At 64.0% G+C, this 22864-nt stretch carries 19 protein-coding genes; 12 read left to right on the top strand and 7 right to left on the bottom strand.

The features are described 5' to 3' along the window. The first annotated feature begins 58 nt into the window (after positions 1-58). The 7 genes from panB (at position 59) to ML539_RS11845 (ending at position 7646) form a co-directional block, all read left to right on the top strand. Positions 59-922: a 3-methyl-2-oxobutanoate hydroxymethyltransferase gene (gene panB, locus ML539_RS11875; RefSeq protein WP_243324108.1), complete on the top strand. Its 864-nt coding sequence runs from the start codon at positions 59-61 to the stop codon at positions 920-922. Between the two features lie 52 nt (positions 923-974). Continuing rightward, a complete protein-coding gene (gene panC, locus ML539_RS11870; RefSeq protein ID WP_243324107.1) occupies positions 975-1856 on the top strand; it encodes a pantoate--beta-alanine ligase in 882 nt (293 codons plus the stop codon). Positions 1857-2179: 323 nt separating this feature from the next. Then, a complete protein-coding gene (locus tag ML539_RS11865) occupies positions 2180-2560 on the top strand; it encodes a hypothetical protein (protein ID WP_243324105.1) in 381 nt (126 codons plus the stop codon). A gap of 12 nt (positions 2561-2572) precedes the next feature. Next, a complete protein-coding gene (locus ML539_RS11860; protein WP_243324104.1) occupies positions 2573-3118 on the top strand; it encodes a hypothetical protein in 546 nt (181 codons plus the stop codon). 93 nt (positions 3119-3211) lie between these two features. Then, entirely contained in the window at positions 3212-3610 is a 399-nt protein-coding gene (gene panD, locus ML539_RS11855; protein ID WP_243324102.1) for an aspartate 1-decarboxylase, read from the top strand. A gap of 438 nt (positions 3611-4048) precedes the next feature. Continuing rightward, positions 4049-5575, top strand: a complete 1527-nt coding sequence (locus ML539_RS11850; RefSeq protein ID WP_243324101.1) for an Rne/Rng family ribonuclease — start codon at positions 4049-4051, stop codon at positions 5573-5575. A gap of 448 nt (positions 5576-6023) precedes the next feature. Then, complete coding sequence (locus tag ML539_RS11845; protein WP_243324100.1) at positions 6024-7646, top strand: capsule assembly Wzi family protein; 1623 nt, start codon at positions 6024-6026, stop codon at positions 7644-7646. A 343-nt stretch (positions 7647-7989) separates the two neighbouring features. On the opposite strand, the gene ML539_RS11840 is transcribed toward ML539_RS11845, so the two are convergent. From ML539_RS11840 to ML539_RS11820, 5 genes are all read right to left on the bottom strand, one after another. Then, the gene (locus tag ML539_RS11840; RefSeq protein WP_243324098.1) at positions 7990-8670 is read right to left on the bottom strand and encodes an HAD family hydrolase; all 681 of its coding nucleotides are present in this window, start codon (positions 8668-8670) and stop codon (positions 7990-7992) included. Between the two features lie 13 nt (positions 8671-8683). After that, on the bottom strand, positions 8684-9184 hold the full coding sequence (locus ML539_RS11835) for a hypothetical protein (protein ID WP_243324096.1): 501 nt from the start codon (positions 9182-9184) through the stop codon (positions 8684-8686). Position 9185: 1 nt separating this feature from the next. Then, positions 9186-9533: a 6-carboxytetrahydropterin synthase QueD gene (queD, locus tag ML539_RS11830; RefSeq protein ID WP_243324094.1), complete on the bottom strand. Its 348-nt coding sequence runs from the start codon at positions 9531-9533 to the stop codon at positions 9186-9188. A 60-nt stretch (positions 9534-9593) separates the two neighbouring features. Further along, on the bottom strand, positions 9594-12515 hold the full coding sequence (locus ML539_RS11825) for an SLBB domain-containing protein (RefSeq protein WP_243324093.1): 2922 nt from the start codon (positions 12513-12515) through the stop codon (positions 9594-9596). A 114-nt stretch (positions 12516-12629) separates the two neighbouring features. After that, on the bottom strand, positions 12630-13706 hold the full coding sequence (locus ML539_RS11820; protein WP_243324088.1) for an MraY family glycosyltransferase: 1077 nt from the start codon (positions 13704-13706) through the stop codon (positions 12630-12632). A 362-nt stretch (positions 13707-14068) separates the two neighbouring features. Here ML539_RS11820 and pnp point away from each other — a divergent pair, with 362 nt between their 5' ends. The 5 genes from pnp to ML539_RS11795 all read left to right on the top strand — a co-directional run bounded on the left by pnp (position 14069) and on the right by ML539_RS11795 (position 20552). Continuing rightward, positions 14069-16243: a polyribonucleotide nucleotidyltransferase gene (pnp, locus tag ML539_RS11815; protein WP_243324086.1), complete on the top strand. Its 2175-nt coding sequence runs from the start codon at positions 14069-14071 to the stop codon at positions 16241-16243. A gap of 178 nt (positions 16244-16421) precedes the next feature. Continuing rightward, a complete protein-coding gene (locus ML539_RS11810; RefSeq protein WP_243324084.1) occupies positions 16422-17543 on the top strand; it encodes a DUF1972 domain-containing protein in 1122 nt (373 codons plus the stop codon). A gap of 61 nt (positions 17544-17604) precedes the next feature. Continuing rightward, the gene (locus ML539_RS11805; RefSeq protein WP_243324081.1) at positions 17605-18462 is read left to right on the top strand and encodes a GNAT family N-acetyltransferase; all 858 of its coding nucleotides are present in this window, start codon (positions 17605-17607) and stop codon (positions 18460-18462) included. Between the two features lie 16 nt (positions 18463-18478). Further along, positions 18479-19327 carry a polysaccharide deacetylase family protein gene (locus ML539_RS11800; RefSeq protein ID WP_243324080.1) on the top strand — a complete coding sequence of 283 codons (849 nt, stop codon included), beginning with the start codon at positions 18479-18481 and terminating at the stop codon, positions 19325-19327. A gap of 115 nt (positions 19328-19442) precedes the next feature. Next, positions 19443-20552 carry a glycosyltransferase family 1 protein gene (locus ML539_RS11795; protein ID WP_243324078.1) on the top strand — a complete coding sequence of 370 codons (1110 nt, stop codon included), beginning with the start codon at positions 19443-19445 and terminating at the stop codon, positions 20550-20552. Positions 20553-20587: 35 nt separating this feature from the next. Here the strand turns inward: ML539_RS11795 and ML539_RS11790 are convergent, their stop codons facing one another. Both ML539_RS11790 and ML539_RS11785 read right to left on the bottom strand, forming a co-directional pair. Further along, positions 20588-21544, bottom strand: a complete 957-nt coding sequence (locus ML539_RS11790; RefSeq protein WP_243324076.1) for a glycosyltransferase family 2 protein — start codon at positions 21542-21544, stop codon at positions 20588-20590. Positions 21545-21572: 28 nt separating this feature from the next. Further along, entirely contained in the window at positions 21573-22811 is a 1239-nt protein-coding gene (locus ML539_RS11785; RefSeq protein ID WP_243324074.1) for a hypothetical protein, read from the bottom strand. Positions 22812-22864 lie beyond the last annotated feature (53 nt).

Raw genomic sequence — 22864 nt, 5'->3', positions numbered from 1 at the left:
TCAAGCTTTTTGGTGGTTTCATGGAAGCCCACGGCTTCGACCTTCCAGCGGAGACCCCATGAGCCACCTGCCCGCGGACGCGCGCACCCGCGTCACCCTTCCCCAGTTGCACGCCTGGCACCACGCGGGACGGAAGCTCGTGATGGTCACGGCCTACGACGCCGCGACCGCCCGCATCGCGGACGCGGCGGGGGTGGACCTCATCCTCGTGGGCGACAGCGTGGGGAACGTGTGCCTGGGCTTCGAGAACACGCTGCCCGTCAGCATGGCCATGATGAACCACCACCTGGAGGCCGTGGCCCGCACCCAGCCCACGGCCATGCTGGTAGCGGACATGCCCTACCTGAGCTTCCATCTCAGCGTGGAGGACACCCTGCGGAACGCCGGGGGCTTCCTCCAGCGCGGGGCCCAGGCGGTGAAGCTCGAGGGCGGAGCCAAGCGCCTGCCCATGATCCACGCCCTCATCGATGCGGAGATCCCCGTCATGGGCCACCTGGGCCTCACGCCCCAGAGCGTGAACCCCATGGGCGGCTTCAAGGTGCAAGGCAAGCACAAGGGCGATGCCATCCGCCTGCTTGAGGACGCCCAGAAGCTGCAGGACGCCGGCTGCTTCAGCCTGGTGTTGGAGGGCATCCCGGCGGACCTGGCGGCCCGGGTGACGGAAACCCTGGAGATTCCCACCATCGGCATCGGGGCCGGCCCCCGGTGCTCGGGCCAGGTGCTGGTCTTCCATGATGTGCTGGGCCTGCTGCCGGGCACCTCGCCGAAATTCGTGCGCCGCTATGCCGAAGGATTCCAAGACCTGCGGGACGCACTGGCCCTCTGGGCCGAGGATGTCCGCTCCGGAGGGTTCCCCGACGACCGGGAATCCTATACGCTTCCAGATGCCGTTCGTCCGGTTCTGACCCAGTGGCACCCCTGATCGCGCCCTTGGTAAACTGACAGGCGCTTTCTGAAGGATCCCGCTTTTGTCCATGCGAGTCGTCCGTTCCATTGCTGATCTCCGCGCCCTCCTGAGACCCCTGCGGGACGAGGGCAAGCGCATCGGCTTCGTCCCCACCATGGGGTTCCTGCACGAGGGCCACGGGGCCCTCATCCGCCAGAGCGCTGCCCGCTGCGACGCCACGGTGGTGTCGATCTTCGTGAACCCGACGCAGTTCGGCCCCGGCGAGGATCTGGCCAGCTACCCCCGGGACCTGGAGCGGGACCAGAACCTCTGCCTCGAGACCGGGGCCACGGTGCTGTTCATGCCCGAGGTCGCCGAGATCTACCCCACGGGCTTCCAGACCCATGTGGAGCCCGGCCACCTGGCCGACACCCTCTGCGGCCGCTACCGGCCCGGCCACTTCCGGGGCGTGGCCACGGTGGTGGCGAAGCTCTTCAACATCGTGCAGCCGGACCTGGCCTTCTTTGGCCAGAAGGACTTCCAGCAGACGGCGGTGATCCGCCGCATGGCCCGGGACCTGAACCTCACCGTGGACGTGGTGGTGGTGCCCACGGTGCGCGAGGCGGACGGCCTGGCCCTGAGCAGCCGCAACACCTACCTGGATGAGGATGGCCGGAAGCGCGCCCTGACCCTCAGCCAGGGCCTGCTGGCCGCGAAGGCCGCCTTCGACGAGGGGGAGCGGGAACCGGCGAAGCTGCTGGAGCTCGCCCGGACCCTCATGACCGGGGCGGACTCCATCCAGTACCTGGAGCTGGTGGACGCCCAGACCCTGGAGCCCCTGCAGAGCCCGGTGGACCGCTCCGCCGCCCTCTGCGTGGCCGCCTACCTGGGCAGCACCCGCCTCATCGACAACGTCCTCCTGACCCCTCCCGCGAACGGGACGGGAACCAGTGGAGGCCAGGGCGCCTGAGCGGCTGCTCGGCGAAAGGCTTTTCAGCCGCCGATTTCGCCGATGGCGCTGATTGGGGCTCGGATGTGTCCTGCATGGGCCGGCTGGAGGCCGCTTCCGGCGTTGCCGGAAGTCTTGGAGCCCATGCTGCGCTGTAGCCGGGAATCGCTTTTAATCACTGGAATCAGCGAAATCGGTGGCGAAAACGGCATTGCACAGAAAGAGCCCCTCACCTTTCGGACTACCCACGCCTCCTCCCATGGATGGAGGCCTTCGCCAGGGCCGGGGGTTAGAATGGCGGCGTCCTCCGGGCTGCCGTCCGGGGACCCATTCCGGGAGGTTCCATGCTCGTCCCGATCCTGATTTCCGCGGCTCTCATCGCCATGCCCCAGGGGCGCGGCCATGGGAAGCACGGTCATGATGGCCCTCCCGGGCATGCCCGCGGGGGGGACGGCGTGCCTCCGGGCCTGGCCAAGAAGGGCGGCATGCCCCCGGGCCTGGCCAAGAAGTTCGGCGCCCGGCTGCCCGAGCGCCCCTACATCGCCGTGGATCCCCGCTACACCGACCGCGCCTGGTTCCTGATCGATGGCCGCTGGGAGCTCCGCAAGGGATTCTCCGTGGGCGTCCAGGCCGAGGTGCGCGATGTCCTCCGCATGCCCGCCGCGCCTCCGCCGGTGCCCCTGCCCCGGGTGGGCGTGGACCTCCACGTCGCCCTGTTCAACTAGCGAGGAGGTTTGATGCTTCGCCACGTGATGAGCGCCGCCCTCCTGGCGGCCGTTTCCCTGGCTGCTCCCCCCGCCACGGCCCGTCCCGACGACCACCGGGGCTGGCGCGGCGAGCGGGAGGAGCGGCATGACGACCGGCGGGATGACCGCAGGGATGACCGCCGGGATGACCGCGAAGACCGGAAGTACTGGAAGGAACGCGACAAGGCCGAGCGCAAGTACTGGAAGGAGCGGGACAAGGAGGCGCGCAAGTACGAGCGCCACCGCTACGAGCGCGATGATGACGACGACCGGGGCGAGCGCCGCTACCGCCGCTACCGGGCCCCCGTCTGGATGGACGGCTACTGGCGCTCCGGCGATGACCGGCACTACGTGGCCCTGGTGCCCGGTGATCCCTCCCGCTGCTACGTCTTCATCGAGGGCCGCTGGGTGCTCCGCCAGATCCGCGACCCCCGGGCCCGCCTGGACCTGGAAGGCGCCTTCCGCCTGCCCGTGGCCCCGCCCCCGGTGGCCCCGCCCCGGCTGGGCGTGGATCTCCACGTGGTGCTGTTCAACTAGATCAGGTAAAAATCGAGGATGGACCCAGGGTACACCTGGGTCCATCCTTATGCGTTGGCCGGGACTCCCTTGAGAGCCTGGACCGGAGGATGCATGCTGCGCCACTTCCTGCTCGGTAAGATCCATCGCGCCACCGTGACGAGGGCCGATCTGGACTACGTGGGGTCGATCACGCTCGATCCGTTGCTCATCGAGGCCGCCGGCTTCATGGAGAACGAGAAGATCGACATCTACGACGTGACCAACGGGTCGCGCCTGTCCACCTATGTGATCCCGGGGGTCCCGGGCTCCGGCGAGGTGGGCATCAACGGGGCCGCCGCCCACCTGGTCCAGAAGGGCGACCTGGTGATCATCGCCGCCTACGGCTGGATGACCGCCGAGGAGGCCGAGACGGTGGCGCCCAAGGTGGTCTTCGTGGACGAGCGCAACCGCATCACCGAGCGCCGCCGCCAGGAGCGCACCCCCCTCTGCACCAGCGCCTTCGCGGACTGAAAAGCTTTTTCGCCACCGATTTCGCTGATTGTGCTGATTGCGCCTCGGATGCTTCCCGCATGGGCCGGCCGAAGGCCGCTTCCGGCGGAGCCGGAAGTCATGGGGGGCGCCAGGACCGCGCTCTCCCAGAAGGACGCGGCCCTGACACCCCCCATGGGGCCCATGCTGCGCTGAGGCCGGGTATTGCTTTCAAATCACTGAAATCAGCGGAATCGGTGGCAAATTATTTTTCAAACTCTGTCAATCCATCTTTTAATCCTGTAAATCCTGTCCCAGCTGTTCCCTCTTCAAGGAATAAACACCAACTCCGGAACCTTCGACGGTTGGCGCGGCATCCAAGGGTCATGGTAGAAATGACCTACCCTTCGGCCTGGTACGGCCCTGGGGCCCGCAGTCGGGGCACGGCGACCCCCTGCACGGTTCTGAAAGGTTGGTTCCATGGAAGTCCGCAAGTCCCTGGTGGTCAATTCGACCCCCCTGGAGACGCGCATCGCCCTGCTTGAGAACGGCCAGCTCTGCGAGCTGTTCCTCGAGCGGACGATGAACAAGAGCCAGGTGGGGGATGTGTACAAGGGCCGCGTGGCCAAGCTGCTCCCCGGCATGCAGAGCGCCTTCGTGGGCATCGGGGGGGCGAAGGACGGCTTCCTGTACCTGGATGACCCCATGGCCCAGCGCCTGGGCGCGGACCTGTCCGCCGAGGAGGATGGCGAGGAGGCCGCCGAGGACCTGCCCCCACCGCCGCCACCCCTGCCCCCCGTCAAGGAGGGCGAGGAGACGCTCGTCCAGGTGGTGAAGGATCCCATCGGCTCCAAGGGGCCCCGGCTTTCCCGCCACCTGAGCTTCCCCGGCCGCTTCCTGGTGTTCATGCCGGGCATCGACCACATCGGCATCTCCCGCAAGATCACCGATCCCGTGGAGCGCGAGCGGCTCCGCGAGCTGATCCGCAGCCACGCCCAGCCTGGCGAGGGCTTCATCGTCCGCACGGCCGCCATCGGCGAGAAGGACGAGGACCTGGTGGGCGACGTGGCGTTCCTGCGCCAGATGTGGGCGGAGATCCAGGCCAAGGCCGAGACCGTGCCCGCCCCGGGCCTGGTCTGGCACGACCTGCGCCTGCTGCAGAAGGTGCTGCGCGACATCTTCCGCGAAGAAGTGGCCAGCTTCTGGGTGGACGACCCCGAGGCCCACCGCGAGGTGCTGACCTTCGTGGAGAAGCTGCACCCCGAGTGGGCCAACCGGGTGAAGCACTTCACCTCGGACCTGCCCATCTTCGAGGCCTTCGGCATCGAGTCGGAGATCGAGGCGGCGCGCCAGCCCAAGGTCTTCCTCAAGCATGGCGGCTCCATCGTGCTGAACCAGACGGAGGCCCTGGTCAGCGTGGATGTGAACACGGGCAAGTTCGTGGGGAAGAAGGATCTGGAGGAGACGGTCTACCTCACCAACCTGGAGGCCATCCCCGAGATCGTGCGCCAGCTGCGCCTGCGCAACCTGGGCGGCATCGTGGTCATCGACTTCATCGACATGGTGGACCCGGCCCACCGCGACGAAGTGCTGGCGCGGCTCCAGGAGGAGCTGAAGCGCGACCGCAACCACGCCCGGGCCGGCGGCATCTCCGAATTCGGACTGGTGGAGCTCACACGCAAGCGCACGGGCCCCTCCCTGGAACGCCAGCTCACCCAGCCCTGCCCTGCCTGCAACGGCACCGGACGCCACCAGAGCCCGGAGACCTCCCTGCTCAAGGCCTACCGCGAGCTGGTGCGCCTGGGCGAGCGCCTCCGCGGCGCAGACGTGCGCCTGACCCTGCATCCGGATCTGTCCGGCGCCCTCCACCAGGAGGCCCGCGAGGGCCTGCTGCAGCTGGCCCGCCTCCTCGGCGCCCGCGTGCAGTGGATCGAGCGCCCGGACACCCCGCGGCACTCCGTGGTGATGGATGTGCAGCTGCCCGGCCAGGACAGCGCCACCGCCTGATCCCAGCCCGAGCCGTTCCTGGGACCCAATCAAAAAAACTTTTAGCCACCGATTTCGCTGATGGCGCTGATTGGGGCTCGGATGGGTTCCGCATGGGCCGGCCAGAGGCCGCTTCCGGCGTGGCCGGAAGTCATGGGGGGCGCCAGGGCCGCGAGCCCCCAAAAGATCGCGGCCCTGGCGCCCCCCATGGAGCCCATGCTGCGCTGGGGCAGAGAATCCTTTTCCATCACTGAAATCACTGAAATCGGTGGCGAAAAAAATCCTTTGGCTTTCAGAACCCAGGGCTGGCGAGCGCCCCTTCCACATCGCCCCACCTCGATCCCACCTCGATCTTCGGTATCTGATGACCTGGGAATCCCGTATAGACTGGCGGGATGCGGAGCCGCAACTCCGCCTGCGGGCGGCCAGGCCTTCGACTTCCCGGGCGCCACCAACCATGGATTCCCGAGTGAGATACGATCGACTGGCGCTGAACCTGTCCTGCCTACTGGCCGGCCTGCCCCTGGCGGCCCAGATGCCGCCCGGCTGGTTCCGCCAGGAATCCCTGGGCGCCGGCAGGCAGGGCGTCTGGTATGGGGGAGGCGTCTGGGCCGGGGACAAGCACAGCGCGCCGGCCACCTTCGTGGACAGCCTCGGTCTCGGAAACGCTCTCACCGGCCAGGGCACGCACCTGGAGACCGGCTGGCGCGGCGCCCGCTGGGACCTGGCGGGGCAGATCAACGCCTGGCGGGATGCCCAGGGCCAGTCCCGGATCATCGTCCAGCGCTTCCACATCGCCTACGCCTCCGCGGGCGGATGGCGCACCGCCCTTGAGCAGGAGCCCCTCGTGTGGGGCTATGGGCTCAACGGCGGCTACGTCCTGGGCGAGGCCGCGCGACCCTTCCCCAGGTTCCGGGTGGAAAGCCCGTTCACGGACATCCGTGTGTTCGGCGTGCCGCTCGGCACCTGGAAGGGGCAGATCTTCCTGGGCCAGGTGGAAGGCCACAAGGTGATCGGGGAAAACAGCCAGGATCCCTCGTACCGGCAGCGCGCCATCGCCGGCGTGGGGGATCCGCAGCGTCCCTTCCTCTCCGGCCTCCGGCTGGAGTCCCAGCTGGGCGAGAGCACCGAGCTGTACATCAACTACATCAACCTGTTCGGCGGCAGCGTCCAGGGGAGGTCCCTCACCGAGGGATACCAGACCCGCCATTGGATCGCCTCGTTCTTCGGACTTAAGGACTCCTATGCCGAGGGAGGGCTCGGCCTCGATGGCTCCTCCTCGTTCCTGAGCACGGGTCGCGTCAAGAGCGCCTCCACGTCCGATGTCGGCGTGCGGATCCGCATGAACCCCCTCGAGCGCCTGTTCGGCGCCGAGGACGTCCGCTTCTACGTATCCCGCGGCGCCAAGGCGGTGAACACGCGGATGCAGTGGCTGATCCATCGACCAGGCACGGCCTTCCGCACGGACCTCCGCAACGACTGGATCAGCCTCACCCAGGCGCCATTCAGGCCCTGGAACCAGCGATCCCGCTACGTCCTCCCAAGTCCCACCGTTCCCAACGACGCGGTCGGCCTTCTGATCAACTGGGGCAGGGTCCGGCTCGGCGTGGAATACCTCGACACCGCCAACAGCCTGCTGAACCCTGACAACCCAGGCCTTACAAACCACCGGACCTTCGAGCAGGACACCTACCTGTCCGGCTTCTACCAGGAGGGCGATCCCCTGGGCAATGCCACCGCTGGCGAGGCGCGGACGGTCACCCTGCGCGCCGAGGTCGACTGGACGCCCCGATGGGCGACGAGGACCTGGCTGCTTTGGGGCGACCGCCCCTTCCGGGAGTCCTACTACTGGGTTGATAAGCCCTATCGAGACGGCCTGGCCGACTGGCTCCTGGACCACCCCGGCGCCACCCCGGTGCGCAACCGGTTCCTGGGCCTCCAGCAGGTCGTGGCGTGGCGGCCGGACCCGGTGCTGCGCGTCCAGGCCGGGGTCAGCGCCCAGCGCCAGAACGCCTACCTCAACGTGAAGGGCGACGCGCGCACCGGCTTCCGCTGGTTCATCGATCTGGGCTGGACCTGGCCGGGGCGCTGACACACCTCGGCAGCCACCGAACCACGCACGTCGAGGAAGCCTTCAGGAGAGCGTCCGCGCGCGGCCGCATCATTCGGCAGCTCTCGGCGAAAGGATTTTTAGCCACCGATTTCGCCGATGGCGCTGATTGCACCCCGGATGCTTCCCGCATGGGCCCGCCGCAGGCGGCTTCCGGCGGCGCCGGAAGTCATGGGGGGGGGGGGGGGGGGGGGGGGGGGGGGGGGGGGCCCCCCCCCCCCCCCCCCCCCCATGAGCCCATGCTGCGCTGGGGCATGGAGTCGCTTTTCATCACTGAAATCGGCGAAATCGGCGGCGAAAAACGTTTTTTGCTTCGAACTGAAGGCTACCCCAGGCACGTCGGGCAGCGCATCCCCAGCTGGAGGTTCTCGATGAGCTCGGGCACGCGGTCCAGGCTGCGCACTTCGTAGAGGGGGGCGTCGGGATCGTGGTGGGGCCGGGGCTTGGCCTCGCGGTTCACCCAGATGGCCGTCCAGCCCGCGGCCAGGGCTCCCTCCACATCGTCGGTCCAGCTGTCGCCCACCATGGCGAGGTTGCCCGGGAACAGACCCAGCCGCCGCTGCACGGCCTCGTAGGCCGCGGGCTCGGGCTTGAGGGCGCCCAGGTCCGCGCTGCGGTGCTGCAGGCGGATGCGCTCGGAGATGCCCAGCCGGTCCAGCAGCTCCAGGCCGAAGCTCTGGGTGTTCGAGAGCAGCGCCACCCGCGCCAGGTCGCGCACCGCGGCCACCACTTCCGGCGCGCCGGGAAAGCACTCCGCCTGGTCCCCCGCCTCGCGGAAGGCCTGGGCCATGGCCTCCATCTGCCCGGGCTCCAGTCCCGCGGGCTCCCGCCAGGCCTCCAGGAAGGCCTCCACGGACGCGTAGGGCCGGATCATGCCATCCCGCATGAGGGCGGGGTGCAGGTGCTCCTGCTCGGGCCGCAGCAGGCCCTTCAGCCGCTGGAACGGGCTGCCCGCCGGGCTGAAGACCAGCGTGTTCCAGAGGTCGAAGACGACGGCGCGGATCATGCGGCTCCGGAGGTCAGCGTCCGGTGCTCTTCGACGTGCGGAAGGGCACGCCGAACTCGATGCCCATGACCTCGAAGCGGGCCTCGCCGGCCAGGCTCCAGGTGGCGGACTCGCGGCGGACGGCGGCGGCCGTGATCGGTCCCCACGCGTTCTTGAGGTCCGCGTAGGTCATCACCACCTCGGCGTGCAGGGTACTCCGGCCCTTCGGGGCCAGGTCCATGCCCTCCGGGAAGCCGATGGCGCCCAGGGCATGGTCCCCGCCCTGGGCCGCCAGCCGCAGGTTCCCGCTCACGCGCCGGGTGCGGAGGCGCATGTCCGACGCGTTGTCCACGCCCACGTCCAGGCGCAGCCGCAGCCGCGACTGCTCCAGGGGAAAGGCAAGCTCCACCTGGGGTTCCACGCGGTCCAGCGAGAAGCGGAGCTGACGGGCGGCCTCCTGGTAGCGCAGGGCCGGATTGATGGCGTCGCAGCCGGCGAGGATCACGAGGGCCGAGAGGGCGAGGGCGCGCTTCATGTCAGGCTCCGCGGTAGATCACGCAGTTGTCGGTGGTCTCGTACACCTCGACCTGGCAGAGCTGCGGCAGGGCGGGCTTGAGCTGCTCCCAGATCCACACGGAGATGTTCTCGGCCGTGGACAGGGGGATCAAGTCGTTGAGGAAGCGGTGGTCCAGCTTCGAGATCACCTTCTCTGTCACCACCTTCGAGAGGTCGTCGAAGTCGATGATCATGCCCGTCTCCGGGTTCACCTGCCCCTCCAGCGAGACGAACAGCTTGTAGCTGTGGCCGTGCAGGTTCCGGCACTTGCCGGGGTGGTTGTAGATGAAATGGGCCGCTTCGAACCAGTACTCTTTGCGCAGGATCATGGCACTCACGAAGAAAAGGCCCCGCGGTCGCGGGGCCCTTCATTCTAGCAGCGGCCTGCCCTACTTGATGGCATTCAGGACCAGCGCCAGCGGTGTCAGGGCCTGGAGGTTCTCCTGCCAGCTGGTATCTCGGCGGAAGCGCTGGGGCACCAGCACCGTATCGCCAGGCTCCACGGCGCGGCCCTGCACCCAGCTGTCGAGGATGCGGCCGTCGGCCTTGAGCAGCCTCACGCCCCAGTAGTCCGCATTGTGCGTGAGGCCGCCGGCCAGCTTCAGCATGTCGGAGACCTTCATGCCCTTCTGGACCTTGTAGGTGGCGAAGGGGCTGGCCGTCTCGCCCACCACGTAGGCTGCGTCCGTGGCCCGGGGGATGACGATCTCGTCCCCGTCCTGCAGTTCCACGTCAGCCTGGGCGTTCCCATTGAGGGCCGCCTCGAAGTCCACCACCATGCGGTTGAGGGAACCCGTGATCAGCCCGTGCATGAGCGGCCCCCGCAGCAGCTGGCCGGTGGCGCCCTGACGGCGCGTCTCGTTCAGGCGCTCCAGGATGTCATTCACCCCCTTGCTGCTGGGATCCTGGGCCTGCTGCACGAGCCGCTTCGACGGCGGGAGCTCCTGGCCGGATGCGCCCAGGGCGGCGCCTGCCTGGGCGCGCGGGTCCGGTTTCTTCAGCGCCTCCAGCAGCTTCAAGGGGTCCTCCAGCTCGGGGGTCTCGCCGCCCATGCTGCGCAGGAAGATCCCCGCCTTCGGCATGGCCTCCCTCGTCAGCCCGCCGGCCCGCTGGATGAGCTGGGCCAGAGTGGGCCGCTCCGTATCCATGGTGTAGCTGCCCGGCCGGGCCACCTGGCCCAGGATCCGGACGGTGCGGTGGACGCGGTAGTCTGGCTTCTCGAACAGGCTGATCTGGTCGTCAGGCTGCAACCGGGGGTTCTGGGCATCATCCTGGATGCCCACGGGACTCCCCGCCTCCGTGGACAGCAGCCGGGCAAGGTCCAGCCGCACCACTTCGCTGGGCTTGCCATCCCGGCTGCGCGCCAGCTCCGCCGTCAGGCGATCCGCGGATTTGAGGGGCAGGCCGGCTCGGAAGATCAGATCCGAGGCCCGCATTCCTTCGTGGAAGGGGAAGATACCCGGCCGGGTCACAGGGCCCAGCAGCTTGACCGTCCGCGGCAGGCGCAGGTCCTGGAGGCGGTACAGCTCCACCCGGTCCCGGTCTTCCAGCAGCAGGTTGTGGGAGGGATCCTTCTGGAGCGCCTTGGCCAGATCGAAGCTCAGGAAGCGCGTGGTGCCGTCGGGCAGCTGGCGGACGATCTCGCCCCGCGCCATGTAGGTGTCCGGCAGCACCTGGGATTCGCGGGCCAGCAGATCGCCTACCCGCAGCCCTTCGGTCCGGGCGAAGGAGCCGGGCACCCGCGCCCAGCCCTGCACGGTGACAGCGCGCTCCTGGGGCCCGCGCCGCGGCAGGGCCGACAGCACGTCGCCCCAGCCCAGGACTGCGGGGGCTCCGACCAGGGGCACGTCCACGGCCTGGAGCGCGCCATCGGGCCCCCGGCGACGGAGGGTCAAGGAGGCCGGGGAGGACTCGGGCAGCAGCCCACCGGCGTAGCGCAACGCGTCTGCCGTGGTCTCGCCGGGCTTCATCTCGAAGACCATCCGCGGGGCAACACCCTTGAGATCCCACAGGCGCCGCCATTCGGGAAGGCTCTCATCCACAGGTTCCTGGCCCGCCACGGGCTCCTTCAGGATCCGGTGATCGCCGCGGGCCCGCAGCTTCAGCGCAGCCAGCACCCGGCGAAGCTGCGCCAGGCGGGCCTCCACGGCCAGGCGCTCCTCGAGAGCCAGAGGTTCCGCCCCGTTCGAAGCCCTGGTCTTGGTATCGGTTCCTTGGTTCCGGGCCGTCGGCACCTTCGGCACGAGACCCAGCCAAAGGTCCTGGGAGGATGAGCGATCCGCCGCTTCGGCGCCGTTCCGCACCAGGTTTTCCTCCTGGGCCTGCTCGCGGGGAGCCTGGGCCATCTGGTATTCCAGGCGGAGGATCTCCTGCTCAAGCAGGGCCTCGTCCTCATCCCCCGACTGCAGCGCTCCCAGCTGGAGCAGCTGCTCATCGGCCCGATCCTGCACCGGGGCCAAGGCGACCCGGGCGAAGGTCCCCTCCAGCGTCACCTGGTTCTGGGCCATGGGTACGAACAGGGTGTCGCCGTTCTGGAGCGCCACGTTGGGATTCCCCAGGCCCTCGGCCCGCAGGGGATAGAGGTCCAGGCCGGCTACCTTCTGGCCTCCGCGCATCACCCGGATGTCACGGTAGCTGCCCACGGCCGTGGGGCCGCCGGCCAGGCTGAGCACATTGACCAGGGAGCTGAGGCTCGACACCAGGTAGCTGCCGGGCTTGTAGACCTCGCCCAGCACGAAGACCCGCACCTCGCGGAGCTTGATCACCTGCAGGTCCACGGAGGAGCGGGAGAAGTTGCGTCCCACCACCCCCTGCACCACCTGCTTGGCCCGGCCCAAGGTGAGCCCGCCCACCTTGGCCGTGCCCACCTTGGGGATGACGATCTCTCCGCGGCCATCCACCTGCACGGGCAGCTCGAAGGTGGCACTGCCGAAGACGTTGAGGTTGAGGCGGTCGCCGGTGCCCAGCACATAGTCCTCGGCGATGCCGCCTTCCGTGGCCGCCGAGCCGCGCTGGCGGACGTCGAACAGGTCCGCCGCGAACCGGCGGGGCCCCTTCTCCCGGCGCTTGAGGGCCTGGATCTCGCGATCCAGCTTGTCGTCGGCATCCAGCTGACGCGCTGCCTCCTCCGGCGTGGGCGAGGTGGCTGGGAGGGCCGTGGACCTGGCGGGTACGGAATCCGCCGCCCCGCCCACCCCCTGGGCCGAGGCGGCCTGCTTCAGGGCCTGCAGATCCAGGCCCTGGGGCAGCTGGGCGGAGAGCGTGGTGGCGACCGCCAGGGCCAGGATGGTGCGGGAGATCGGGACGCGCATCAGGACAGTCCTATCGGTGTGGATTCCGGGGGATCCATCCCACCGGCGGAGCAGAAGGCATGATGATCCAGTATGCCCGACCCTCGGCAGACATCGGCCTCTTCGACCGATCGATCAGAGCCTCGTGTGGGACCCGGAGACTTCACGGACGCTGCCGGACACCATGAAGGGGATCTCGCGGCGCACCTGGGCGGTCGCGGGCCGATCCTTCACCGTCACGCGGTCCTTGAAGGCCTTGAGGGCCAGGACCGCCAGGATCACCACGCCCACGCGCGACATGGCCTCGTGCCCGGGAAGATTCGTGGCGTGCAGCATGGGCAGGGCGGCGATGCACAACAGGGTCGGCGTGGCGAACCAGGAGCGACCGTTCATGTGATCCATCATCCAATGGTGGAGGTGGCTGCGATCGGCGGCGCCGAGAGGAAGGCCCTTCCAGGCCCGGATGCCCACCACCAGCAGGACATCCACCGTGGGATAAGCGAAGACCCACAGCAGCAGGTTGGGATTCCTCAGCGCGAAGGCCTCCACCCCGAGAATGGCGAAGAGGGTGCCCAGCATGAGGGCTCCGCAATCACCCAGGAAGTGCCGGGCCTTCGGGAAATTCAGGACCAGGACCGCCGCCAGCCCGCCCCAGAGAAGTCCGGACTGGACCCCGAGGTTCCAGCCCAGCACGCCCAGCACCAGGGCGGCGAATCCCATGGCCAGGCCGTTGATGCCATCGATGAGGTTGTAGGCCTGAGGCAGGGCCCAGAACCACAGGGTGAGCAGGGGCACGAGCACGATGGGGTGGCCGGACAGGGTAAAGTCCAGGAAGGACACCTCTTCGAGCTGCCGCCCGAGCGTTCCGGTCACATGGAACGCCAGCATCAGCGCGACTCCGAAACCCGCCATGGCCTTGTACCTCGGGCGGAGGTTGAAGCGGTCATCCAGCATGCCGATGAAGGCCATGGCATACACGCCCGCCCAGTCGGCGAGATCCAGATGGAAGCGCCACTGGCCCATGGCATGGGCCGCCATGAGAAGCAGCCACAGCACCAGGCCCCCTGTCCGTGGGGTGGGCCGCCCATGCTTCTTCCGGGCGGCGTCGGGGAGATCCATCCAGCCGAGGGGCCCCACCCACCGGATCAGCGCCCCGGAGAGCGCCAGCCCAAGGGCGAATCCGATCGCAGGCTGGGTCCAGGAAGATGCCACGACGTCCTCGGCAACAGAGGTTCAGGGAATAAGGGAGGTCGCTGGTCGGGTCAGGGTTTAGAAAATTGCTAGGATGCAATAATTGCATCACATTCGCCGTTTTGCAAGGTTCAACCGGGATCCTTACTCCTCGCGATGCGAGGCCAGGAGGTGTGCGGCCAGGACCCAATTCCCGGCGATCTGCTATGCTGATCCTGCCGATTTCCACCTGCTCCCCTTCGGCGGCGACCTCTGCAGGAAGCCCACCTCCCCAGGCCAACCAAAGCCCCCGGCGGACGGGTTTCATGGAGCGATCGCTGGAGCCCCGGCCGGTGCCCGGGCTCAGGGGGAGCCCCCAAAGGGCCGCACGGCCCGGAGACCGCATGAACGCACTCAAGTTCAATCCCACGACCGTCTCGGTCGACCTGGGCGGCACGCCCATCAGCCTCGAGACCGGCCGCGTCGCCAAGCAGGCCCACGGCGCCGTCATCGTCCGCCAGGGCGACACCATGGTCCTCGTGGCCGTGTGCTACGGCACCCCCCGCGAAGGCATCGACTTCTTCCCGCTGACCGTGGACTACCGCGAGCCCGTGCTGGCGGCCGGCAAGATCCCCGGCGGCTGGTTCAAGCGCGAGGGCCGCCCCACCACCAAGGAGACGCTGACCTCCCGCCTCATCGACCGCCCCCTGCGGCCCCTGTTCGAAGAGGGCTACAACGGCGACACCATGATCACCGCCCAGGTGCTCAGCTACGACGGCCAGCACGCCCCTGAGACGCTCGCCATGGTGGGCGCCTCCGCGGCGCTGATCATCAGCGAGATCCCCTTCGTGAATCCCGTGGGCGGTGTCCGCGTGGGCCGCGTGAACGGCCAGCTCGTCGTGAACCCCACGGTGGATCAGCGCGCCGACAGCGACATCGACCTCCTGGTGGCCGGCACCGCCGACGCCCTGGTGATGGTGGAGTGCGGCGCCAAGGAAGTGCTGGAAGCGGACATGGTGAAGGCCCTGGCCTTCGGCCACGAGCAGATCAAGACCCTCGTGAAGCTGCAGAAGGACCTGCAGGCCAAGGTGGGCAAGCCCAAGGTCGCCGCCGCCAAGGCCGCGCGCAACGAAGCGGTCTACCAGGACGTCGCCGCCGCCTTCGCCGAGAAGCTCTTCGCGGCGCTGACCATGAAGGTGAAGATCGAGAGCTACAAGGCCATCGACGTCCTGAAGAAGGAGGCCGTGGCCCAGTTCACGGCGGACAAGCCCGAGCTGAAGAAGGACGTGGTCGCCTGCTTCGACGAGCTGAAGGAGACCCTCTTCCGCAACGCCATCCTCAAGCAGGGCGTGCGCCTGGACGGCCGCAAGTTCGACCAGATCCGCCCCCTCAACATCGAGGTCGGCGTCCTCCCCGCCGCTCACGGCAGCTGCCTCTTCACCCGCGGCGAGACCCAGGCGCTGGTCACCGCCACGCTGGGCACCATCAACAACATCCAGATCATCGACGGGCTGGAGGAGGAGTACAAGAAGAAGTTCTACCTCCACTACAACTTCCCCGGCTACAGCGTGGGCGAGTGCAAGCCCAACCGCGGGCCCGGCCGCCGCGAGATCGGCCACGGCATGCTGGCCGAGCGCAGCCTCTTCGCCGTGCTGCCCCCCGCCGAGGAGAACCCATACACCGTGCGCGTGGTGAGTGACATCACCGAGAGCAACGGCTCGTCGTCCATGGCCACCATCTGCGGCGGCACCCTGGCCCTGATGGATGCCGGCATCAAGCTCAAGGCCCCCGTGGCCGGCGTGGCCATGGGCCTCGTCAGCGACGGCGACAAGTTCGTGGTGCTCTCCGACATCGCCGGCCAGGAAGACCACTACGGCGACATGGACTTCAAGGTCGCCGGCACCGAGAAGGGCATCACCGCCCTCCAGATGGACATCAAGATCGGCGGCATCACCACCGAGATCCTCACCAAGGCCCTGGACCAGGCCAAGGCCGGCCGCCTGCACCTGCTGGACGCCATGGGCAAGGTGCTCGCCGCCCCCCGCAGCGACTACGCCAGCAACGCCCCCCAGATGCACAGCATCCAGCTCCCCAAGGAGAAGATCCGCGACGTCATCGGCAAGGGCGGCGCCACCATCCGCAACATCATCGAGGTGAGCGGCTGCGAGGTGAACATCGACGACGACGGTCTCTGCCAGGTCGCCGGCCCCACCCAGGAGAAGCTGCAGATCGCCCTCAAGATGATCGGCGAGCTCATCCAGACCGCCGAGGTCGGCAAGACCTATCTCGGCAAGGTGGCCAAGGTCGTCGAGTTCGGCGCCTTCGTGACCATCCTCCCCGGCCTGGACGGCCTCCTGCACGTCAGCGAGATCGCCCACCACCGCGTGAAGGATCCCGCCGACGAACTGAGCGAAGGCCAGGAAGTCATGGTCAAGTGCATCGGCATCGACGAGAAGAACGGCAAGATCAAGCTCAGCCGCAAGGCCCTCATCCCCAAGCCCGAAGGCATGGAAGAAGAGCCCGCCAGCGAAGGCGGCGACGAGCCCCGCCGCGAGCGGCGGCCCAGGCCCCGGCGCTAAAACCCAGCCTGAATCATCAGGGATTGCCAATCGGGGGGCTTCGGCTCCCCGATTGTGATTGTGCTCGTCATCATGGCCCTTTCCGAGGGTACCGCCGGAGAGCCTGGGCATCATGGAGAGGCACGATTTACAGTCCTACCCGGACCACGACTCTCCTCCGTTTTCAAATGAGGCACTCATGAAGTCCATCCGAATGGCCATCCTCGGCACTCAAGGATTGCCCGCGAAATACGGTGGATATGAAACGTTCGCTGAGGAGCTCTCCATCCGGCTGATGGCCATGGGTGGTTATGAGGTCACTGTCTACTGCCCGGCACCGAAAGGCTCGACCGCGTCTGATGGCGACTACCGGGGGGTCCGATTGCGGCACCTTCCGGTGCCAGCCACTGGGGGGCTTGGGAACGTTCTGTTCGATGTGGCCTGCCTCTTGGACAGCATGGGCCGTTACGACATCGTCTACATGCTCGGTTACGGGGCTGCTCCCGCATTCCTGCTTCCACGGCTTGCCGGGAGCCGGGTCTGGGTCAACCTCGACGGACTGGAATGGAAACGCACAAAATGGCCGCCCATCATTCGGGCTTACGTCCGAGTCGCGGAATGGTTCTGCGGACAGGCCGCCCACCAGGTTCTGTGCGACGCCAAAGCCATTGAGGCCTATTACCGGAAAACCTTCAGGAGCCCGGCTGGGATGGCCTTCATTCCCTATGGAGCCAATGCACCTAATCTTCCCGAGAACAGTGCTTCCCTGCTTCCCGATGGGCTTCAGCCAGGGGGCTATTGCCTGACAGTCGCCCGGCTCGAGCCCGAAAATCAAATTCTGGAAATCGTTCAGGGCTACCTGGCCTCGTCGACTTCCCGCCCACTGATCGTAGTGGGTGGACTCGACGACCGCCCGTACGTGCGAGAGCTGCTGGCCCACAAGGGAGATCGCATCCGATTCCTCGGGGGTGTCTATGACAAGGCGCGCCTTGGCGCTTTGAGGAAGCACGCCCATGCAGCATTCCACGGACACACCGTGGGGGGGACCAACCCCTCTCTACTTGAGGCGCTGGCCGCAGGGCGGCCGATCATCGCCCACGACAATCCGTTCAACCGGGAGGTTGGAGGCGACCTGCTTTCCTACTTCCGGACAGCGAGTGACATTCCCCCGATTCTGGATGCATTGTCCTCCCGGACCGATGCCGAGAATGCCCAATGGCTCGCATCCGCGCAGGAGCGATTGCGAGAGCGATACACCTGGGATGGTGTGGCTCTCGCTTATGATCGGCTTGCCAAGGCCGACCTGAGGGGCTCCAGGTAGCCGCCCATCTGGGTGAACCTGCTAACCTACCTTTCTTCTCAGCGCCCGGTTTCGAGGTCCCATGGATGCAAGATTAGCCCCTGCCCAGACCGCATCGGAAGAAGACATCCCAGCGATCGCCAACCTCCTCAAGGAGGTCTTCGGGCCCGAGAGGGCCTGGGATGAAGAGTTGGCGTGGCAGTACCTTCAGAACCCTGCGGGGAAAGCCATTTACATCAATGCCCACAACGAAACCGGCGACCTCATCGCCCACTATGCCGTCATACCGACATTTGCCTTCGCCGAGCCGAAATTCTCGCAGATCCGGACCTACCTTTCCCTCAACACCGCTGTTCATCCGAAGGCTCAGGGACAGGGGCTTTTCAAGCGGACTGCGCAAGCCGCTTATGACCATCTGACCAGCTTGGGTCCGCACGTAATTCTAGGCGTCGCCAACGAGAACAGCGTCCACGGGTTCATCAACTCCCTTGGATTCCACTTGCTTGGCCAACTGAAAGTGGAGGCTCATTTCCCGGGCGGATCTCCACGCCCAGGTGCCCCTCGCTTGCTTGCACCCGGTCCGGACGGGGTTCGATGGCGACTCTCCAGGCCCGCCGGTGGCTACGAGGTATCCGCGGAAGGACAGATGACCTGCACCCGGTCTTTCAAGGGCATGCCTGTCCACTGCATCCTTACCGCCGGAGGGCTGGATGTCAGCCAAGTTCAGGCCCCCGCTTATGGGCGCCTGGCACGACTGACACGCCCAGCCATCTACGCCACCTACGGACCCACCACCCACTTCGCTTGGGTGGTGCCGGAAAGCCTCCGGCCAAGCCCCTTCCATCTGATCTGCAGGCCTTCCCTGGAGGGCCCGATCCTCCCCCTCTTGAACCACATCCAGACCCGCCGGTTTGAACTGTTCGATTTCGATGTCGTCTGACGCGTCTGCCTCCCCCATGAGGGTGCTCACGGTGGACCTGGAAGACTGGTTCCATCAGATCGATGTCCCGTCTGTCGCTGACGCTGCAGGTTGGCATTCGCTCGAGCCTCGCATCGAAGCCAACACTCATCGCCTGCTGGATCTCTTCGATGAGGCCAAGGTCAGCGCCACCTTCTTTTGCCTAGGCTGGGTGGCAAAAACCTACCCACGGCTGGTCAGAGAAGTCGTTTCACGTGGGCATGAACTGGCCTGTCACTCCCATCTGCATCGCCCCATCCATGCGTTGGACGAATCCACCTTCCGGGAGGACCTTCGCACCGCGCTTCGCTATCTGGAAGATGCCGGGAGTGCCCCCATCCGAGCCTACCGAGCCCCAGGCTTCAGTCTGACCCCATCCTGCCTCTGGGCCGTCCCCATCCTGGTGTCTGAAGGCATCACCTGCGATGCATCCTTCTTCGGCGGGCGGCATGCACACGGCGGATTCCCGGATCTCGATTACCAGACCCCTTTCCGGCTTCGGCACTTGGGTGCTGAACTCGTTGAGTTTCCAGCGACCACGATGCGATTGGGCCCGATGACCATGGCTCCTGCCGGAGGTGGTTATTTCAGGATTCTTCCCTATGGCATCATCCGCCATATGCTGATTTCGCGGGCCTATGTGATGAGCTACATCCACCCCAGGGACCTTGATCCGGACCAGCCGCTTCTAGGTGACCTCTCGCAATGGCGGAAATTCAAAGCTACTGTCGGCCTGCGTGGTAGTCGCTCCAAGCTTGCCAGATTGATCAGAGAGGAAGGGTGGGCATCGATTGGTGCAGTATTAGGCAGAATTGAAGCAGAAAATCAACCAATCGTGCCCCTCTAATCATCAAATTCATCATGAATTATTTACACAAATAACACCCGGGTCGACAGTATAAAAACATTGTCAACAATAGAACCATATGGCATGGAACATTGTTTTTCGGTGGAGTGAATGAATGAGAATCGGTATTGATTACCATGTTTTGCATCATGAATGGCAGGGATCTGGCATCCGCCGCTACATTGAGGGACTTTACCGCGCGGTGCTTAAAGTCCCGAGCCACCACGAGTGGGTTTTCCTGGTCGAGGATCCGACGCGGGTACCGCAGGACTGGCCAGGCAGGCCGGAGTGGCAAGATCTCGGGACCACCTCGCGAGTCGCCCGGTTAGGGTGGCAAATCAATCGATGTATTCGCAAGAATCAGCTTGATTGCTGTCATATGCAGTTCGTGGCGCCTTTATTCCAAACATGCAAAGAGGTCGTCTCCGTTCATGACATTTTGTTCGACACCCACCCCCAGTTTTTTCCCCGATCTGCCCCATTCACGCTTGCGCCCCTTATCCGCAGGAGCGCCCACCGGGCCTCGTTGATCCTGACCATTTCCGAATACAGCAAGCGGATGCTCATGGAGCGCTGGGGGATTTCTGAGGAGCGGATATGCCTCACCCCTTGTGCCATCGATCCCACCATCTTCAATCCAGGTGACCTCTCCCAATCCCGGAAGCTCGTGAAAGAGACCTATGATGTGGAAGATTACATCCTCTCTGTCGGACGGATCGAACCCCGGAAGAATCACCAGTCCCTTGTCCGGAGCTACGCTGATCTAAAGACCCGGGGGAAGTCCCTGCCAAAGCTCGTATTTGTCGGCGGCAAGGACTTCGGGTACCGTGAGCTCGCCGCATTGATCCAGGAAAAGGGGTTGGAGAAGGACGTCGTCTTTCTGCACTCTGTCTCAGATGTGATGCTGCCCCACCTGTACCGCGCTGCCTTGGTCATGGCTTACCCCAGTTTTGCGGAAGGCTTCGGCATCCCCCCCCTGGAAGCCATGGCTTGCGGTTGCCCAGTGATCACATCCGGAACCACGGCCCTGCCGGAAGTGGTTGGGGATTCTGGGTGGCTCATCGACCCTGAAAAGTGGCCGACCATTTCAGAAGCCTTGCTTATGGCCATTCAAGACCCCTCGGGCCGCCAAGAACGCATCAGAAAGGGCCTGGTTCAAGCGACCCAATATTCGTGGGAGAGAAGCGCAAAAGCCCTACTTGAAGCCTATGATCGGCTCGATTAAATTCCGAGCGGCATCCTTGCTGAGGGCCTGTCCTATCAAATGGGTGGACCCCATGGGAATTTCACCCCAGCACTGAGCCGAAAGGCCCTACGAGCAGCCATGAGGTACGTTCTTGCCTCGGCCCTTGAGCGGTCGCCGCGCCACAAGCGTAGGGCCATGGCGAGGGCCCGAAGCGAGAAAATGATACCGATGGAAGCAAGCGTGACGCTTACAACAATATGGCCATGATGTTTGCTCAAATATGTGTCGTATGAGTCAATCGAAGACATCAGCGCACGCGGGCTGACAATCTCAGCCCCCCCGCCCTTGCGATGCCTGGCGGAAAAAACTGGGCTATAGTCGAGGCTTGCTCCTGAAGCCTTCAAACGTTCGCAGAGATCAACGTCCTCGACGTAGAGGAAGAAGGCCGGGTCCATTCCTCCTACTCTCTCCCAACTGGTGCGCCGGATCAGCATGAGAGCCCCGGTAACCCAGTCGACAGACTTATGAGCAGTGAGGTACCAATCGACGTCTAGGATCTCCTGACTTAGCCAGGAATTTCGTGGAAACCAACGGGAAAGGGAGAGCCACGAACAGGCGAGGCGTATGGGCACCATCGACCGGCCAATTGAAGGTTGCATGCGCCCATCCGGGTAGGTAATTCTTCCACCCAACATTCCCGTTTCCGGGTGGGCATCCAGGTAATTTATGGCCCCTTCAAGCCTCGACCCCAGCTCAGCGTCATAATTCAGCAGCAGCAGAAATTCACCCTTGGCTTTCTCTGCGCCCAGATTGCACGCCCGACCAAAACCAATGTTTCCGGTAGATTGAAGTAGGGTGACATCCGGGAAACGCCTTCCCAAATACTCTAGGCTTCCATCCTTCGATGCGTTATCTACAACGATGATTTCACAGACATTTTCATCACCAAGCAGAGAATTCAAACAATCGCCAATGAATGCCTCGCCATTGTAATTGACGATAACGACTGAGACTCTCCCTGCTTGATTCATAAGCTTCCCATGACAATTCAATATGATACTATTCACTCGCGGTCGCGAGTGGCGGGGTTTTAGGCGTTCGTGAAGAGACTATAAATTTATTTATCGTAAACACGAGGACGACAAACCAGAACATCTGGGTATTGAAGGTCGCATTCAACATAACTAAAAATATTATGATCGCCTCTATGGAGAGCCACTTCATAAGCGCAAATTTAGATATAACCTTCCATAGCAACCCAAAACCAATAATTCCAAAATCAAAAGGAAAGGATGGAATCAGTCCCCCAAAAGCTGTGCCATCTGGAATACCAGGGATAAGCGCACGAATATAATCTTGCGAATAATCCAGTCCGTACCCTATATATGAATGAAAATCACGAAAGTTGAAATTCACGAGGTAATAATACAACGGTAGAACCCTCATTGAGCCGCTATGGTCGATTTGAGCCAACTCTGTAATGTTATGAAGATCCAGCATTTTAAATATGGTAAACAAACGGCCTAATGCCTCGTAATTTGCGCTCAAAACCCCCAAGACAAACGAGAAGCAACCGAGGAGTATCCAGGTTTTTATTTTTTTAAAATCAACAAGGTAGATGCAAATCATCACAAAAAACAATATTCCGAATACACTTCTATAAAATACCAGTTGATAGAGATACATAGCCCAAACAGGAGTATCCTTCAAAAAGTCGAGAAGGACATAGTTCCCATCATTTTCGATTCTCCTCATCTTTAGAATTGAATAAAAAGCAACGGAAACAATAGTTACCGCATAAGAGGGTTCAGTGGAAAGAGAATTTAGATTGAATATATAGTTTGATTCGATGTAATAGTCGGTACTATCCAGTTTGTTGAAAAAGTGATCGAACCCCAAAACGATGCCTATTTGCTGGATAACTAAAGCCAAGAAAAAGATCCCTATTATTATAGTTAAATATTTGGAGTACAGCCTCAAATTTACAGGCCTCTTAAACAAGTGAATACAAAGGATGAAACAGATGATGAAATCAAGGGAATAGGCCAAAGAGCTTAACCTTAACGATTGAAAGTTCACGATTGAACTCAACAAAAAATAGATTAAAAAAATCCATATAATCGAATTCTTTTTTTCAAACAATCCCTTTAAGCCATCTCGATTCCTAATTGCCGCGCCGGCAAGAAAAATGGGGAGAGAAAAAACGAGGAGCATGTTTTTTCCACCGTCGTTGAACGGATTAAAAATAGTTGCATAGATTATCAACACCCCAAGGAGTATGTTGTTGGTTCTATACATCTATTTGATCTCCTCCCAATTTACTATAATTTATATGCATTATGTCTTCGGGA

It is taken from the genome of Geothrix sp. SG200 (genome assembly GCF_022808935.1).
GTDB classification, from domain to species: Bacteria; Acidobacteriota; Holophagae; order Holophagales; family Holophagaceae; genus Geothrix; species Geothrix alkalitolerans.
Note: the sequence above shows the minus strand (reverse complement) of the source record. Positions and strands in the feature narration are given on the sequence as shown.

What these genes read in the sequence shown, in the direction of transcription:
- ML539_RS11800 (WP_243324080.1), top strand. Translation starts at nt 18,479, where the DNA reads ATGAGGGTGCTCACGGTGGACCTGGAAGACTGGTTCCATCAGATCGAT.
- panD (WP_243324102.1), top strand. Translation starts at nt 3,212, where the DNA reads ATGCTGCGCCACTTCCTGCTCGGTAAGATCCATCGCGCCACCGTGACG.
- ML539_RS11850 (WP_243324101.1), top strand. Translation starts at nt 4,049, where the DNA reads ATGGAAGTCCGCAAGTCCCTGGTGGTCAATTCGACCCCCCTGGAGACG.
- ML539_RS11825 (WP_243324093.1), bottom strand. Translation starts at nt 12,515, where the DNA reads ATGCGCGTCCCGATCTCCCGCACCATCCTGGCCCTGGCGGTCGCCACC.
- panB (WP_243324108.1), top strand. Translation starts at nt 59, where the DNA reads ATGAGCCACCTGCCCGCGGACGCGCGCACCCGCGTCACCCTTCCCCAG.
- ML539_RS11805 (WP_243324081.1), top strand. Translation starts at nt 17,605, where the DNA reads ATGGATGCAAGATTAGCCCCTGCCCAGACCGCATCGGAAGAAGACATC.
- panC (WP_243324107.1), top strand. Translation starts at nt 975, where the DNA reads ATGCGAGTCGTCCGTTCCATTGCTGATCTCCGCGCCCTCCTGAGACCC.
- queD (WP_243324094.1), bottom strand. Translation starts at nt 9,533, where the DNA reads ATGATCCTGCGCAAAGAGTACTGGTTCGAAGCGGCCCATTTCATCTAC.
- ML539_RS11785 (WP_243324074.1), bottom strand. Translation starts at nt 22,811, where the DNA reads ATGTATAGAACCAACAACATACTCCTTGGGGTGTTGATAATCTATGCA.
- ML539_RS11790 (WP_243324076.1), bottom strand. Translation starts at nt 21,544, where the DNA reads ATGAATCAAGCAGGGAGAGTCTCAGTCGTTATCGTCAATTACAATGGC.
- ML539_RS11865 (WP_243324105.1), top strand. Translation starts at nt 2,180, where the DNA reads ATGCTCGTCCCGATCCTGATTTCCGCGGCTCTCATCGCCATGCCCCAG.
- ML539_RS11860 (WP_243324104.1), top strand. Translation starts at nt 2,573, where the DNA reads ATGCTTCGCCACGTGATGAGCGCCGCCCTCCTGGCGGCCGTTTCCCTG.
- ML539_RS11810 (WP_243324084.1), top strand. Translation starts at nt 16,422, where the DNA reads ATGAAGTCCATCCGAATGGCCATCCTCGGCACTCAAGGATTGCCCGCG.
- pnp (WP_243324086.1), top strand. Translation starts at nt 14,069, where the DNA reads ATGAACGCACTCAAGTTCAATCCCACGACCGTCTCGGTCGACCTGGGC.
- ML539_RS11840 (WP_243324098.1), bottom strand. Translation starts at nt 8,670, where the DNA reads ATGATCCGCGCCGTCGTCTTCGACCTCTGGAACACGCTGGTCTTCAGC.
- ML539_RS11795 (WP_243324078.1), top strand. Translation starts at nt 19,443, where the DNA reads ATGAGAATCGGTATTGATTACCATGTTTTGCATCATGAATGGCAGGGA.
- ML539_RS11835 (WP_243324096.1), bottom strand. Translation starts at nt 9,184, where the DNA reads ATGAAGCGCGCCCTCGCCCTCTCGGCCCTCGTGATCCTCGCCGGCTGC.